A 15,805-nucleotide genomic window follows, 5' to 3' on the forward strand; every position below is an offset into this window, starting at 1 on the left:
ATGCATGAACTGGAAGGCAATCAATTTCGACTGGAACCAGGTACGGTCCTTTCTTGCGACAGCCGAAGAAGGCTCGTTTTCCGCAGCGGCACGCGTTCTTGAGCAAACTCAACCCACTGTTGGCCGTCAAGTTGCTGCGCTGGAAACGGCCCTTGGCATCACTCTGTTTGAAAGAGTCGGCAAGTCGCTTAATTTGACGACTGCTGGCGCCGAGCTTTTGTTGCATGTCAGAGAAATGGCGGATGTGGCGAACAGGATTTCTCTTACTGCGACAAGCCAGTCGCAAGCTGTTGAAGGGCAAGTCAGGATTACTGCGTCCGATGTGATGTCTGCCTATCAGCTGCCACCTATACTGAAAAAGATCCGACTTGCGGCACCGCGACTAGAGATCGACATCGTTGCTGCAAATGACATACGAGACATACAGCGACGTGAGGCTGATATCGCCATCCGACATGTGCGTCCAACTCAGCCGGATCTGACAGCAAAGCTTGTCGCCGAGGCCACGGCCCATTTTTACGCAGCACCTTCGTACCTTGATCAGGTGGGACGGCCGAAAAATGAAAACGAAATTGCGAAATTGGACTTTGTCGGGTTTGGGGACATCGACACGATGATCGGTTTTCTCGATCCGGCGGGCATTAAAGTAACCCGAAAGAGCTTCAGGATTGGCTCACAAAGCGGGATTGTATCCTGGCAACTGGTGCGCCAAGGTTTTGGCGTAAGTGTAATGTCGGATGATGTGGCTGCCTTAACACCTGGTGTGGAGCGCGTGCTCCCCGACCGCGAGCCGTTTAAGTTCCCGATTTGGCTGGCGACACACTCCGAGTTACATACCGCACGAAGGATCAGGTTGGTATTTGATCAACTGGCGGACCAACTTAGCGCAGGGACCATCAGGTAATCCGGGAGTTCGTTCTATGTCACAGGCTATTCCAACGCTTCACTTGCTATGCGGCAAAGTCGCTTCTGGAAAATCTACTCTGGCAGCGGAACTAGCGGAAAGAGACGCAGTCGTGCTCATTTCAGAAGATGAATGGCTTAGCGCCCTGTTTGGCGACCAGATGAAGTCCCTGCAGGACTACGTGAATTGCGCTTGGAAACTGCGACCGGTCATGGGGCGTCACGTGGCTTCTTTGCTGAAGGCTGGCGTTTCAGTGGTTCTCGATTTTCCAGCGAACACAATTGAAAATAGAGCTTGGATGCGCGACTTGCTGAAAGACACGGCCGCGCAGCAGCACCTTCACTTTTTGGATTTGCCAGATGAAGTTTGTCTGCACAGGCTGCATAAGCGCAACAGAGAAGGCGCGCATGCCTTTGCACCAACAGAAGATCAATATCGCCGTATTGCGCGGCATTTCGTGCCACCATTGCCCGAAGAAGGTTTCAACATCATAACTCACCGTCAGTAGCGGCGGCACCAAACATGTTTCGAGCACCTGCTCTGCATCGACGGATGGCTAATGCTCACAGACAGCTTTCACGGGGTCTCAAGTCCGGATTACGCGCGGCAACAAGAGGTGCATGCGTGTGTGTCCTTCATGGCTCAAGGCGAAGGCAAAACCGCAATGTCGTTTACACCGATTATTGGTTAACGTACGTCACTGGCGGGCTCGAGCAACGCACTGGCCAGTACTGGCTCCGGCGACCACCTTCAGAATAGTTCAGCGCCGTCAATGCAGCACGGACGAAGGTAAATGGCACTGAGTATTTTGCAAATACGTTGTCAAAACACTCCTAGCTTGGTTTCACCGGACGCAATCACTTAACAACTGCCCTGAGTTGGTGCTTGGTGCTCGTCCAAAACCCCTGAAATAAGTCTGCAAGATGTGATAGGAAATACTGTCATAAGATCGTTATGCAAAAGCGGCAACAATTCTCGTTGCCAGCCAATTCGAAAGGTCACCCATGTCATTTTCCAGCCGCTCGTCAATTTCGCGTCGCCAGTTTCTTGCAACAACAGCCAGTGCAGCGGCGATCACCTTGCATCCTTTTTCAGTTTTGGCTGCCAACAACCAAGCGCATTTGCGCATTATGGAAACAACCGACATCCACGTCCATGTGTTCCCTTATGACTATTATGCTGACAAACCCCGTGACACCGTGGGCTTGTCCCGTACGGCCTCAATCATCAACGAAATTCGCTCTGAGGCGACAAATTCGATCTTGGTCGACAATGGTGACTTTCTTCAAGGGAACCCGATGGGTGACTACATCGCCTATGAGCGTGGCATGAAAGAAGGGGACGCCCACCCCATTATCACCGCGTTCAACATCGTTGGCTATGATGCCGCAACTCTGGGCAATCACGAATTCAACTACGGGCTGGATTTCCTGGAAAAATCACTCGCGGGTGCGGAGTTCCCGGTCGTTTTGGCCAATGTTTCAAAGGCACAAGGTGCAACTCCGCGTGACGACAAAACGCTGATCAAGCCTTATGCAATCATCGACCGTGAAATCGAAATGGGCGATGGGACTAAGCACTCGATCAAAATTGGAGTAATTGGCTTTACGCCGCCGCAGATCATGAACTGGGATCGAAAGCACCTGGAAGGCAATGTTCAAACCCGCGATATCGTCGAAACCGCGCGGGCATACGTGCCAGAGATGAAAGAACAAGGTTGTGACCTAGTCATCGCCCTTTCACACTCTGGGATCGGTGACGCCAATCATGTCGACGGTATGGAAAACGCATCGGTCGTTTTGGCGGGTGTTGACGGGATCGACGCGTTGGTCACGGGCCACAATCACCTTGTCTTCCCCTCGCCGACATTTTCGGACCGACCCGGCATCGATGTCGAAAAGGGCACCCTTATGGGCAAACCTGCTGTCATGGGCGGCTTCTGGGGTTCACATCTTGGTTTGCTGGATCTGCTGCTGGAACGGGAAGGAAATGAGTGGCGTGTGATTACCACTACGTCTGAGGCCCGTGCGATTTCCCAACGCAATGAAGACCGCTCAATCACCGCTTTGGTCGAAGACGATCAGAAGGTTCTCGACTCGGTTGCGAAGGATCACGACGAAACGCTCGCCTATGTCCGTCGAGCAGTCGGCAAGACATCTGCTCCATTGCACAGTTATTTTGCGCTGGTTGCTGATGATCCGTCTGTTCAGATCGTTTCCATCGCGCAGAAATGGTATGTCGAAGAAATGCTAAAAGGCACCGAGCATGAAGGTTTGCCGATCCTGTCAGCGGCGGCGCCGTTCAAGGCGGGTGGTCGCGGAGGCCCCGACTATTACACCGATGTCCCGGTTGGGGATGTTGCTATAAAAAATGTGGCTGATCTGTATCTCTATCCAAATACGGTGCGCGCGGTGCGAGTGAACGGTGTTCAGCTGCGTGGTTGGCTGGAGCGATCGGCCGGAATGTTCAACACGATCGAGTCAGGCTCAGAAGACGCGGTTCTACTGAATCCTGAGTTTCCGTCTTACAATTTCGATGTAATGGATGGTGTGACATACCAGATCGACCTGTCACAACCGTCGCGCTTTGGACCAAAGGGCGAAGTGGCGAATCCCGATGCAGCCCGAATTGTGAACTTGTCCTTCCAAGGTGAACCGGTCACTGATGACATGGAGTTCATCATTGCCACCAACAATTATCGTGCATCGGGCGGCGGTTCGTTCCCTGGCGCACTGGGTGATACAATCGTATTCGAGGCCCCAGACACCAATCGCGACGTCATTGTGCGCTATATTGTTGAACAGGGAACGATCAACCCAAAAGCGGACGCTAATTGGTCCTTTGCGCCTCTTGAGAACACAACAGTTCTTTTCGAAACCGGCCCAAAGGCCCGAGACTACATTGGCGACGTCAAAGGCGTTTCAATCGAAGACGCCGGAGAAGGCACAGACGGTTTCGCGGCTTTCCGCATCAAGCTCTAGTTCAATCTCATTTGCATACTTTGGGGGAGCTGGGGGTCAACTAAAGCAGCTACCATCTGGCTTATGCTGACCGCCCGCCTGCGATGTTCAAAAGCTATCAGTGGTCAGAATGAACGTCTGCTTTGGGCTCGCATTCGACCTTCGCTGCTTCCCGCGCCTATGACTGTTTGCAGCCCGAAGCGGACATTGAAATTCGAGCGTCACAAATCCGGCAGTTCGAACTGCGTGTGCAGCTATGATACGGTTCCAGACATCCAAATATTAAAATATGATTCGATGCCTAGGGAGGAATACTTATGCCGAGGTTAATGCTGCCGGCAGCACTTGCTACCGCAATTACTGTTACGATCTCTACCCCCACCAAAGCACAAGACTTTGATCCGTCATCGCTTTCGACTTTTGGATCGAAGCCTAACATAATTCTTATTGTCTCTGATGATACCGGTTACTGGGATCTGGGCGCCTATCATGGAGGCGCCGCCCGTGGAATGGATACCCCAAACCTTGACCAATTGGCCAAGGACGGAATGATGTTCACGGATTTCTACGCGCAGTCTTCATGCACACCGGGTCGCGCGGCAATGCAGACCGGGCGCTACCCCAATCGTTCAGGCATGACTACGGTTGCATTTCAGGGTCAGGGTGGAGGGCTGCCTGCCGCCGAGTGGACACTCGCCTCGGTTCTGAAGCAAGCCGACTACAACACATACTTCATGGGAAAGTGGCATCTGGGAGAGTCTGATTACGCTCTGCCCATATCGCATGGTTATGACAAGATGGAGAACACCTTTCTCTATCACCTCAACGCCTACACCTATGCGCTGCCGGACTGGCACGTTCAGATGACGGATGAGCAACGGGAATTCTTCAAACAATCCACTACCGGTGTGTTTGAGGGTGAGGCGGGAAGCCCCGCGACTGAGGTGCTGACAATAGACGATATGACAACAGCGGATTTGACCAAGCTGGATGCGGTCGGTGCTGAAAAAGCAGTTGCAGAGCTGGAACGGCTGGCCGGGCTCGAACAGCCTTTCTTTATGTCGATCAACTGGGCCGCCAACCACCAACCAAATCTTCCGTCCCCTGATTTCGAAGGGAAATCCGCGGTCAAAAACAAGTACGGCGACAAGGTTGTGGAACTTGATCATCATACCGGACAGATTCTGAACAAGGTCAAGGACCTTGGCATCGAAGAGAACACTCTTGTTATCTACACGGTGGACAATGGGGCCTGGCAGGATGTTCATCCAGATGCTGGTATGACACCTTTCCGCGGAACCAAAGGAACTGATCGTGAAGGCGCTTACCGTGTGCCGTTCTTCGCCAAATGGACCGGTAAAATCGAGCCCGGCTCCAAGTCTCATGACATCGCGGGCGGGACTGATCTAATGGCTACATTTGCTCACCTGGCTGGTGTTCAGTTGCCTGAAAACGACCGGGATGGCCAACCCACTATCTTCGACAGTATCGATATGGCACCAATCCTCTTTGGTGAGGCTGACCCGCAGCGAAATAGCTGGGCCTATTTCACCGAAAATGAACTCGCCCCGGGCGCGGTGCGGGTCGGGCCTTGGAAGGCTGTGTTCAACATCAGAGGCGATAACGGAGCACGGGCGGGGTCTGAGGCTCCGGCTGCCGAGTTGGGATGGCGTGGCCCTCAGAAGTACGTCGCGACCGTGCCGCAGGTTTTTAACCTTTGGGAAGACCCGATGGAGCGCTACGACATCTTCATGACAACCGGTCGTGAGAACACTTGGACTGTTCCTACGCTGATGGGTGAGCTGGAGCGGGTGGTCAAGACCTACATCGAATATCCACCGCGCCCGGTTCAAAGCGAGTCTTATTCCGGTCCAATTACTCTGAGCGAATACCACCGGTTTGAAGTCGTACGCGACCAACTAAACAAGCAAGGCTTCAAGATTGGTCTGCCAACAGGAAACTAAAAAAAATAGTACGGGGCGCATCGTTCGTCCCGTACTCGCAAGACAACAGAAGCTACTTTTCGGAGTTTCGGATGAAGACGCTTTCTCGTAACCCAGTCTCTGCATTTGTTTTTGTTTCGGTGTTTGCGGCTGCTCTTTGTTCGAAAACGATTGCCGAACCACTTGCATCGTGGAACGACGCGGGCGCCAAACAGGCAATAGTCTCATTTGTTGAAGAAACAATTGAACCGACCTCTGACGTATTCGTCCCTGCGGAACAGCGCTTTGCCGTCTTTGACAATGACGGAACGCTATGGACCGAAAAGCCAATGTATATACATGCATATGGAATCTTTTCGGAAATAAAACGACAAATTGAGGCCGATGAAACGCTGACAAAGCGCGAGCCATGGAAGTCGGTGGCCGAAAAAGATGCTTCCTATTTTGAACAGCTTTATAGCAATTCTGAATATGAAAGCCTGGCCAGCCAGTTGTTTGCTGCCCCTTTTGGCGGAATGTCTGCTGAAACCTATGCCAGTTGGGCGCAAGATTTCTCAGCGAACTTCAAGCACCCGGAACTCGGCGTTGGCATAGAAGGGCTGATCTACCAACCGATGTTGGAATTAATGCGTTATTTAGAGGCCAACGAGTTCCTCGTTTACATTATCACCGCTGATGAGGGTGCATTCTTAAGGGTTGTCGCCGAGGACCTTTACGGCATTCCCCCTGAGCGCGTTTTCGGCACCTCAGTGCGTGAGGAATTCGTAGTCGAAAACGGCGAGCCGCTGTTTGTGCGAACCTATCGTGTCGATCATTTGAATAATTGGGATGGCAAACCTCGCCTGATCCAAAAGGTTATCGGGCGTACACCCATATTTGCGGCGGGAAACTCAAACGGTGACCAGCAGATGCTGCAAAACACAGCTTTGGGCGGTGGAATGTCCATACTGGTGCATCACACCGACGCAGATCGGGAGTTCGCCTATGACAAACATACTGACAAAGTCATGCCGCTTGCGACCAAGGAAGGTTGGGTGGTGGTGGATATGGCAAAGGATTGGAACAAGATCCGGGCAGACGGGTCGGAATGATCCTATTGACTAGCCCTGAAGTAAACTCGCAAGGCGCTCTTTGTTGCCTCAATCGTATGTCGCCAACCCGCGTAGTCGCCCGATTACGCAGTTCATAGTGATGATGTTGACTTCGCCAAGGAGAAGCAAATTGGGCACTACCCCGAAGATGCCTTCCACAACTTTAGCTTCGACCCGAGATTTACTGAACGGGTTTTGCATAAGTTTTTTCATCGTTCTGGGCGTGTCAACAGCACCAGGTAACCGAGTAGCGGCACAAGAGAACGACGCGGCATCAGCCGCAGCCCAAGCAAATAATCCCCTGGCAAACTTCAAGGCCATCAATGTGCAAAACTACTACATAGGCGATATTTCAGGAACGGATCAGACAGGTAACCAGTTTTGGCTAAGATATGCGCAACCGGTGAGTTTGGGGGAATCCAATTGGATTTTGAGGGCTTCTCTACCCGTCAATTCATTCCCCGGGCCGGACGAAAAATCGACAGGTGTTGGTGACCTAAATGTGTTTGCTGCTTACCTGATCAATACCGGAAATCCGGCGTTAAGCTTTGGTGTCGGCCCACAATTAACAGCTCCGACTGGCTCGACAGACGGGTTGGGATCGAAGAAATGGTCAGCTGGCATTGCAAATGTGTTGTTCAATGCGTCTTCTCCGAAGTTCCAATACGGTTACCTGCTCACGTGGCAAGCAAGTTTTGCCGGCGACAGTGATGCAAAAGACGTAAATATCGGAGCTTTTCAACCTTTCCTGTTCTATCAACTCGGCGGGGGAACATACTTAAGGTCGGCTCCGATAATGACATACGACTTCGAAACAGACAGCTACAATGTGCCAATCGGCTTAGGTGTTGGGCAAGTTTTTGGCAAGAAAGAGATCACCTACAACGTCTTTGTCGAACCGCAGTACTCCGTCGCGAGCAGAGGTTCTGGGCAAGCAAAGTGGCAGATTTTCGCAGGCTTTAATACGCAGTTTTGAAGCCCATGATTTTTTTCAACTGCATCCAAGCCGTCCGCTTTGGGCTCAAAGCGGACGCTCGACAAATTTGACTGATCGTCTGCTCTGCGGACAAAGTTGCCGTAGACTCATCGCTTTCTGATGACTGGTCTCAGCCCAAACCGGACATTCGCAACAAGACTGTGCAACTGCCGAGATGCGGACATTGCGGACATGTTAAATTAGTGGCTTTTTTTACGACACGAAGCTCAAACGTCGACACTGATAGAGAACTGCTGAATGCGGTTTATTCAACGTGATGAGCAAGCTTTCCGTCCCATTCTTCTGTCGAAACCTTGGGTTCCGGCGGGTCTGCAATGTAGGACGGTGTCATTATCTGTGTTCCGTTTTCATTAAACACATCGACAATGTTTTCGCGCAAATCCGACAAAATCTTAGGCAAGCTCGATCCACGCGAAGTATATGCGTTGATCTCATAATTGATTGCGTAGTCAGCCAGCTGTGTCCAAAGGACAAAAGGTTCGGGGCTCTTTCTTAACCCTTGGGTTCGCTGAGCAGCTTCTATCAGCATCGCTTTAATCTTCTTTGGTGGCTCCTCGTATCCGATCCCTACTGTCGTGTGGACCAACAGCCCTCGGCCATCCACTTTGCGCGAATAGTTTACGACCTCGGAGTTGAGCAGCTGTGCATTTGGAATGCTTATCATCTCGTTCTTTATCGATTTAATCAGTGTTTCCATTAACTTGATCTCTGTTACGTCTCCGATCTTGTCGCCAACCTGAATGCGGTCACCGACGTTGGTACTGCGTCTGTAGATAACAAACAGGCCGGCCATCATGTTTGAAACAACGGTGTTCGAACCGAGCGAAACCATAATACCCGCCAAAATCGTCAAGCCCTGAAAAGCCCGGGAATCGGAGCCAGGGATATAGGGGTAGGCAAACACAAGCGCGATGACGATGACCAACGCTCTGAACAACATGTTAGTAGGAGCGATCCAATGATCTTCAAAGTCTTTCAGTTCGAAAGCACCATTCTCGAGGTTTTCAAAGAACAGATCGAGGCCGCGAATTGCCAACCGTGTCACAGCTGCGATGATTGCGAGCATAATTAAGTTGGGGACGTATCCAACAATTGCCAAAACAACAGTTACGAGCGGCTCGCTTACGTACTTCAAGAGGATCTGGGCTATGCCCTGCGTTTCAGCAAAGGAGAGCAGCACCAATGAAAGGTAGTAATAGAAAAAGAACAGAAACAGGACCCACATCAATATGTGGATTGAATAGACGATAATCGACGCGATTGCCCTGCTTCGTAAGATCGATTTTGTGGCTTCCTCAACGCCTTCAGCTCTCTTTTCCAAGTTGTTTCTGATGTAGTCCAATAGCTTTCGCCGCTTCGCAAAAAACGCATACGATGCGAGGGCAAAGACTGCCGTCCAAGCAAATGCAGCCATCGCACTATCTACTCTGCCCTCATTGGACCGAGCATCTCGGTATTGAAGGATCGCAGTCTCAATCGCTTCAGCCTGAAGCCCAGCCAGAACTTCAATAGCCATTTGTTCGTGCTCGGCGTCAGCTTGGGTAGTTATTGTAACCATTTGCCCGTCGACGCGTATCATTTTCCCAAATTCGGCGTCCGAAACCTGAACCTGAACCGAAGCCTTTTTCGAAGCATCGGCGACCTGAGCAATCCGTTCCTCGATCTTTCTCGCTCGTTCCGTAGCGGGCAACGCACTTGATCCGCGAACCAAGAATAACTCTTCGCCATCCACAATCACCGGCGCAATAAATTCGGGATCCTCTCTCCCTTCAGCCGGTGCGACAATTTCTTCAGACTGAGCAAGCGCAACAGTGCAGGCAAATAGAAGCGGCAGGAACCATAATGTAAGAGCCCTCATTATTTTGCTCCTTCTACGGGAATTATGTGCACATCGCGTTGCGGGAACGGTATGGATATACCTTCAGTGTCAAACCGCTCTTTTGCTTGACCAGTAAGGTCCCAATAGACAGTCCAATAGTCATCGGATTTGGACCATGGACGGCAGAAGATGTTGACGGAGTTGTCTCCCAACTCACCCACGAAAATTTCTGGTTCTGGTGTCTTCAGACAAAGCTGGTGACGCGCAACCAAGTCCTTGAGGACCTCAATTGCTTGGGCAGCGTTGTCCGAATAGGCGATACCAAAGACCAGATCGACCCGACGTTCTTCGGATGCACTTACATTAGTAATCACATCCCCCCAAATCTTACTATTTGGAACTATAATAATCTGATTGTCGAAAGTTCTGATCTTGGTCGAAACCACCGACATCTCATCCACAAACCCAGATGAGCCGCCTACTTGGATATAGTCGCCAGTGTCGAATGGCTTGAGAACCATGATCATCAGACCGCTTGCGAGGTTTCCCAGCGTTTCCTGCAATGCAAAGCCCAGGATGAACGACAAACCGCCGAGCACGGCAAAAAGCGGTGTAACGTTAACTCCAAACAAAGCTAAAACGACGAGTATACCAAGGACGAAAACTGCCCAGTATACGGTGGTGGCAATGAAGCGTTTCAGCATTCTAGAGATAGTTGGAATTTTATTCAGACCCCGTTCAGTGACCCGGCGCACCATTCGAGCAATGAACATCATGGCCCAAACTGCCAACAAAACACCCAGACCGGCCATTAGGAGACCGACGCCCCCATCCCACGAGAACAACCACGCCCAAGCGTTCTGAAAAAGCGTTTGAAGGTCGGTTGTCTTTAAGGCTCCCGTTTTCAATGCAAGAATGTAATCAGTATGCGGTTCTAGATCTTCCGCCTTCGCGCCTTTCAGGGACCATGCTTCGAGCACTAGGCGATAGTTGTTGAGAATTTCTGATCCAGAGTCGTTCAAGGAGGACAACTGAGACCGCAAGGTGTCTTCCCGAGTTCCGCTCGCCGACCGAAGTTGCAAGTTTACTTGCGCGACTTCTTCGAGCCGAGAGCGCACGTAACTCTGCCAATTACCAGCGACTTGGGCAAGCTCTTCCGCAGTTAAGGGAACAAGTAGGATCTCGAGATCGTCGGCCGCAATCATCTCATCAACGACTGCATTTAGTAGCTCGTCATTCTCGACTTCCAAAGCCTCTTGATCGGCCTCAGTCTCTTGCGCGCCGGCAGGAAAAGCACTCACTAATGCCGTGAACCAAATGAATGACCAAATCGTCAACGTTCTCAGTGCTTGTCTCATTATCTGTCCCCTACTTCTTTAACGGTCGAAGAGAGCACACACAGACGCAAAAAATCCAGAATTATGTTTATATTTGAATATTACACTGTGTCGAACACCACAGATCTTTGGGCCGCTGTCGACATAGAGAACCTCTCAAATTGGCGGAACCACGGTTTTGCGAACGAAACTGAAGTTTGCTCGGACGGGTCATAGATTTGCTGTGCACGTCGAATTTAGAGCTTTGTCTGTTAGACCCACTAAACCGAAAATAATGGCCTCCTGGCGACACCACTCACTTGCGTCTCCAGGAGGCAACCAGACAAGTCTGGCGAATGCAGTGGCAACAGAGGTAATACAAATTTGCCACGCATTCGAATACTTGAATCTAAAATACAACAATTCAAGTAATTTTACGCGCGCTAAGAAATTGGCTCTCGCGTGATTTAAACGTGCATGTACATATATGCATACAGGCTTGCGTCAGAATTTTAGCCGCGCCTTGCAATCGTAGGGTTTCGAATTTGAACAATAGTGTACAGATCTAGTGTTCATACCAACTCAGCTTGGACCCACGATGAACCACACATTTGAGATAGTCTGGCCAGTCCCATGACCAGACTAAATCCCCGCGTCGCCTATCATCCCAGATAAAGGTGACGCGGGGCACTTTGATCCATCTTTCGGTCAGAACCGTAACAACAACACCCCATAACTACCGCCCGCGTTGTTCACTTGGTTTCCCTCCGAACGATGCGGGTTTTTTTGGGGCATTAGGGTGTAGCGAGTTTCCATTTTACAGAGCGACCGATCGGGCCTTTTAATTCTGGTCCGGTCGGGGGTGCATGAGCTGGTCGCTCTACCACCTACTTTTCAAACCATTCGAAAAGACGCAGCCATTCATTTTGGATTGAAGACTCGCGTTTACCGTCTATCCTCATATCTTCATTCTGCAATATTATTATGGGAGTGTTTCTATGAAAACGACAACTAAGACCCTTATTGCTGCTGCTGTTCTTGCATGCGGAGCGACCGTCGGACATGCCAAAGACAAAAACATTCTGCCAAAGGACAACGCGGAGTTCGTAAACTATGGTGAAGAATCCGGCTGGAACATCTTTGTGGATAAGAGCCGAAATACTTGCCTGATCGAACGGGTAGATGAGAATACCAACGTTGTTCAAATGGGTCTGACCCCAGACAAAGATTTCGGCTACATGGGTGTTTTCACCAAGGCGGACATCGAATTCAAGGATGATAAAGTTGAGCTGCTCATGGACAACAAATTGTACTATGGCGATACAACAGCAGCTCCACCCAACTTGGCAGACGGGTACAAGGGCGGTTATCTGCTTGCCAACAATCCTGACTTCGTCACAGACGTGATGGAACGCGAAACGATGATTGTAATGCCGGAGTCCAATTTTGCTTTCGAAATAAGCCTTGCTGGTACCAAGAAGGCAATTGAAGCGGCGCGTGAGTGTAATGCTTCTCTGACCAACTGACCTGTGTCGGTGCTTCAAGGCCGCTCACTTTGTGGGCGGCTTTGTTTGTGACTTTGCGAACCCTGAGTTTCGAGGAAGCCTGTAATCGAGTTCAGGCATCAATTTCGATCAACACCGTTTTGTAACTTAGATAGTTTGTCCCTTTGTTCCAAAATAACTTTTTAGAGGCACGAAAATACGTCCGCTTCGGGCTCAAAGCCGTCATCCGACGGCATTAGCGATTAGACCGGTTTGTGGTTGCGAGCGGTCATTGGGGCCGCTCTCAGGATTGGTCCGACATCGGCCCTCCCAGTACTATTCAACGAGTTTTCAAGCTCAACTCCGAGATCCTACCGTCGCCTGACCCTCTCTCGATTACGCTCCCGACGTTCGATGTTGATCCGGTGGTCGCGGCCCAATGCCCGGTAGAAGCCCGGTCCCTTGGACCAGTTCAGAAAGTGGGCAAAGCTGTCGACCTGATCGTCGTTGCGTCCGCGTGGAAAGGACTGAAGCTCCCGTTTGAATACCGGCAGCCAGGATGCATCTGCAGGCAGATAAACCTTGCCCTCTTCGACAGGACCGCAAGCGGACTGGAACCGGGTTTCCTTGTCCTTGTCGGGTTTAATGCGTTCGTAGCGCCGACGGTCATCACGAAACAATTCGTCCAAAAGAGGTTTGCCGGAGGCCGCATCTTCGATCAGGACACGATCGGGATCCCAACGGCCGACAAGTTGCAGTGCCTTGGCTTTCAGGTCTGGGTAGTCTACCTGCCCGCGCCAGACGTCGATAAGATACCACGCATTTTCGCGGAACCCCCAGGTTGTACAGACAGAGAAATCAGACCGGGGGTCTGCCGACATGCCCGTATCCCAGCTCTGAACCACCAGTTGGAACCAGCGGCGATCTTCGATGGTCTCGTAGCTGCCAAACCACTCCCAGCGCAAGGGCGACCCGTCGGGAGCAATGGGGTTCTGCTGATACTGGCAATTGAACACGGCCGCGCCCATTTCGCGACGCTTGGTATCCAGCGTTTGCTGATCCAAACGGGACGGGCACAGGAGATCACCCGGTTTGCGGCGCATGACCCTTCCACGCCCAAGAGGAACCACCTCATGGCCTTCTGCGATGGCAGGCAGATTCAGATGCCGGTAGGTCCCGCGTTCGAGCAGATAACCCGGCGGATCCATCTCGTGCAACCGTTGCGCAACCATAACCACACGCCCTTCGGCCGGATTGTCGAAGCGCGACAACAAGGTCCCCTCAATGAACTCCTGCGCCTTGACCAGCTCGGCTTCGGAGCCGGCATCTCCGGCTTTCAGCAGGTCATCGATGATGATGTAATCGGCGCCATGACCGGTGACAGAACTTCCAATGGAGACAGCCTTACGGCTGCCTCCCTTTGTGGTGCGGATTTCTTCTGAGGTGTTGCCCTTTTTAGCCAAGACAGTTTCAGGGAACATTTCCCGGTACCAGCGCGCAGACATGATCCGACGACAATCTTCGGAATGCTTGCGCGCCAGATCCAGCCCGTAGCTGGCAACAATAATCTTGGCGCTCGGTGAGTGCCCAAGAAGATAAGCGACATATGCAACGGCCACGGTGACCGATTTCAGGCAACGCGGCGGAATGTTGATGATCAACCGCTTGTTCTCGCCGACGCGAACGTTGTCCAACTCATGGCACATGGCCCGCACATGCCAGGCCGGATCAAAGCTGCGCTCACTCCCCTGGTGCAGCGTGTCAAACACACGCCACACGAAGGGAAAGAAATTGTCCCGGCAAACCTCGCGCGCGGCTTGCTGGACCATTCTGGGATCAGGAGCCGTCATCTTCCGCCTCCTCATCTTCAGGACCGCCGTCACTGCCCAGTTGGCCGGAAAAGAAATCCCGGAGGATATCAAAGTCAACACTGTCCGGCTCAACCGCACAGGCGCTTTCTTGCGGCTCCATGTCACTCGTGTTGAACAGATCTGTGTCCAGCTTCAGCAGCGCCATCAGCATTTTCGTATCACCCTTCAATGCGCTGGCCGTGACCCGCTTGGCAATTGCCTCCGCCTTGGAAATCCGGACTTCCCGGTTGCCTTCGCGGACGGTGATCTTGGCTTCCAATTCGCGTTTCAGGCTGGCATTAACCCCTTTAGCACCTTTCGGGCGCCCTTTTGGATTGCCGGAGCGGTGCTGTCAGACAAATTCGAACCAGTCTCAGCTAGGCCAGTAGAGCTGCCCTTTATTCGGCACAAAGACCGCGCCACTCGGCAAGAGCGACGGTGCGTGTCAGCTTGAAGGTGTCTCGGCTAGTGAGCGATCTTTCCTGGTTGAAGTGGTTGTAGACAGAGGAGTGGACGGAGGCGAACTTCTGCAAACTTCGCATGCGCCTGAATCGCTGCATCGCGCGTTCTCTTCGTCGCAAAGGAAGGTGCGAATTCTCGACGCGGTTATTGAGCCACCTTCCCGTCTGCTGTTTTTCGATGGCACCAAGCTCTCTGAGAGCGGCCTGATACGATGCGAAGCGATCCGTGACGACGTTTTCCGCTTTACCGTGTCGCTTCATCAATTTCCTGAGGAATTTCAATGCCGCCTGCTTGTTTCGGCGTTTTGTGACAACGGCTTCCAGCACCTCACCTTCGTGATCAACGGCCCGCCAAAGATAATGCCGCTTGCCATTTACCTTTACGAAAACCTCGTCCACGTGCCACTTCCATTTGGAGAACGCGCGCAGTTGTTGAACACGCTTCCGTCTGATCTCAGCAGCAAACATCGGGCCAAACCTGTTCCACCAATATCGGACGGTTTCGTGGCTCACGTCGATGCCTCGCTCGTGCAGCAGATCTTCGACATTCCGAAGCGAAAGCGGGAAACGGATGTACAGCATCACCGCAAGGCGGATGATCTCGGGACTGGTTTTAAAGTACTTGAAAGAGGCAGGATTGGTCATGGGCAAAAGCTACGCAACACCCCTGCCCCGCTCAATCCAAGTTCTTCTGACAAGACCTTGCTGACGATGAACGTCCAACAAATCGATGTAGTTGCCAATCAGCCCCCACGTTGTGCAGACAGAGTAGTCATTGGATTCCCCGGGAACCGACGCCGTGTCCCAGCTTTGAATAATTGCTTCATCACTCTGGACGGCATTGAGGTCGCCAACATGATCCGAAAGCAGAAATTCCCAGCACTACGACATCTCGCTTACGGCTATTTGCCGAGATCGCTGGATGAGTGTGTCCAATAAGTCTCTTGTTTGGCCATTCCAAAAGTTTGCAACACATACCG

At 51.7% G+C, this 15,805-nt stretch carries 12 protein-coding genes and 1 pseudogene; 7 read left to right on the forward strand and 6 right to left on the reverse strand.

Annotation, left to right across the window (positions count from 1 at the left end):
• The first annotated feature begins 4 nt into the window (after positions 1-4).
• Both ACR0L1_RS01460 and ACR0L1_RS01465 read left to right on the forward strand, forming a co-directional pair.
• The gene (locus tag ACR0L1_RS01460) at positions 5-904 is read left to right on the forward strand and encodes a LysR family transcriptional regulator (protein WP_170603273.1); all 900 of its coding nucleotides are present in this window, start codon (positions 5-7) and stop codon (positions 902-904) included.
• Positions 905-920: 16 nt separating this feature from the next.
• Positions 921-1,412, forward strand: a complete 492-nt coding sequence (locus tag ACR0L1_RS01465; RefSeq protein WP_170388911.1) for a P-loop nucleotide/nucleoside kinase family protein — start codon at positions 921-923, stop codon at positions 1,410-1,412.
• A 444-nt stretch (positions 1,413-1,856) separates the two neighbouring features.
• Here the strand turns inward: ACR0L1_RS01465 and ACR0L1_RS01470 are convergent, their stop codons facing one another.
• Complete coding sequence (locus ACR0L1_RS01470) at positions 1,857-2,012, reverse strand: hypothetical protein (RefSeq protein ID WP_480856781.1); 156 nt, start codon at positions 2,010-2,012, stop codon at positions 1,857-1,859.
• Between the two features lie 22 nt (positions 2,013-2,034).
• On the opposite strand from ACR0L1_RS01470, the gene ACR0L1_RS01475 reads away from it, so the two are divergent.
• The 4 genes from ACR0L1_RS01475 (at position 2,035) to ACR0L1_RS01490 (ending at position 7,874) form a co-directional block, all read left to right on the forward strand.
• Entirely contained in the window at positions 2,035-3,885 is a 1,851-nt protein-coding gene (locus ACR0L1_RS01475; RefSeq protein ID WP_480856783.1) for a bifunctional 2',3'-cyclic-nucleotide 2'-phosphodiesterase/3'-nucleotidase, read from the forward strand.
• 296 nt (positions 3,886-4,181) lie between these two features.
• Positions 4,182-5,828, forward strand: a complete 1,647-nt coding sequence (locus tag ACR0L1_RS01480) for an arylsulfatase (RefSeq protein ID WP_480856785.1) — start codon at positions 4,182-4,184, stop codon at positions 5,826-5,828.
• Between the two features lie 71 nt (positions 5,829-5,899).
• Entirely contained in the window at positions 5,900-6,898 is a 999-nt protein-coding gene (locus ACR0L1_RS01485) for an HAD family hydrolase (protein WP_480856787.1), read from the forward strand.
• Positions 6,899-7,028: 130 nt separating this feature from the next.
• A complete protein-coding gene (locus ACR0L1_RS01490) occupies positions 7,029-7,874 on the forward strand; it encodes a hypothetical protein (RefSeq protein ID WP_214646788.1) in 846 nt (281 codons plus the stop codon).
• A gap of 265 nt (positions 7,875-8,139) precedes the next feature.
• Here ACR0L1_RS01490 and ACR0L1_RS01495 read toward each other — a convergent pair whose 3' ends face one another.
• Complete coding sequence (locus ACR0L1_RS01495) at positions 8,140-9,753, reverse strand: mechanosensitive ion channel family protein (RefSeq protein WP_480856789.1); 1,614 nt, start codon at positions 9,751-9,753, stop codon at positions 8,140-8,142.
• A complete protein-coding gene (locus ACR0L1_RS01500) occupies positions 9,753-11,072 on the reverse strand; it encodes a mechanosensitive ion channel family protein (RefSeq protein WP_480856791.1) in 1,320 nt (439 codons plus the stop codon). Before ACR0L1_RS01500 ends, ACR0L1_RS01495 begins: the two co-directional genes overlap by 1 nt.
• A 956-nt stretch (positions 11,073-12,028) precedes the next feature.
• Between ACR0L1_RS01500 and ACR0L1_RS01505 the strand changes: the two genes are divergently transcribed.
• Entirely contained in the window at positions 12,029-12,556 is a 528-nt protein-coding gene (locus ACR0L1_RS01505; protein ID WP_480856793.1) for a hypothetical protein, read from the forward strand.
• A gap of 329 nt (positions 12,557-12,885) precedes the next feature.
• Here ACR0L1_RS01505 and terL read toward each other — a convergent pair whose 3' ends face one another.
• The 3 genes and pseudogenes from terL to ACR0L1_RS01520 all read right to left on the reverse strand — a co-directional run bounded on the left by terL (position 12,886) and on the right by ACR0L1_RS01520 (position 15,470).
• Entirely contained in the window at positions 12,886-14,364 is a 1,479-nt protein-coding gene (terL, locus tag ACR0L1_RS01510; RefSeq protein WP_480856795.1) for a phage terminase large subunit, read from the reverse strand.
• A pseudogene (locus ACR0L1_RS01515) lies at positions 14,351-14,698 on the reverse strand (DUF5681 domain-containing protein); the annotation flags it as partial. The pseudogene ACR0L1_RS01515 and the gene terL, both read right to left, overlap by 14 nt.
• Positions 14,699-14,762: 64 nt before the next feature.
• Positions 14,763-15,470 carry an IS6 family transposase gene (locus ACR0L1_RS01520; RefSeq protein ID WP_480856797.1) on the reverse strand — a complete coding sequence of 236 codons (708 nt, stop codon included), beginning with the start codon at positions 15,468-15,470 and terminating at the stop codon, positions 14,763-14,765.
• Positions 15,471-15,805 lie beyond the last annotated feature (335 nt).

Source organism: Ruegeria sp. J8, assembly GCF_056531925.1.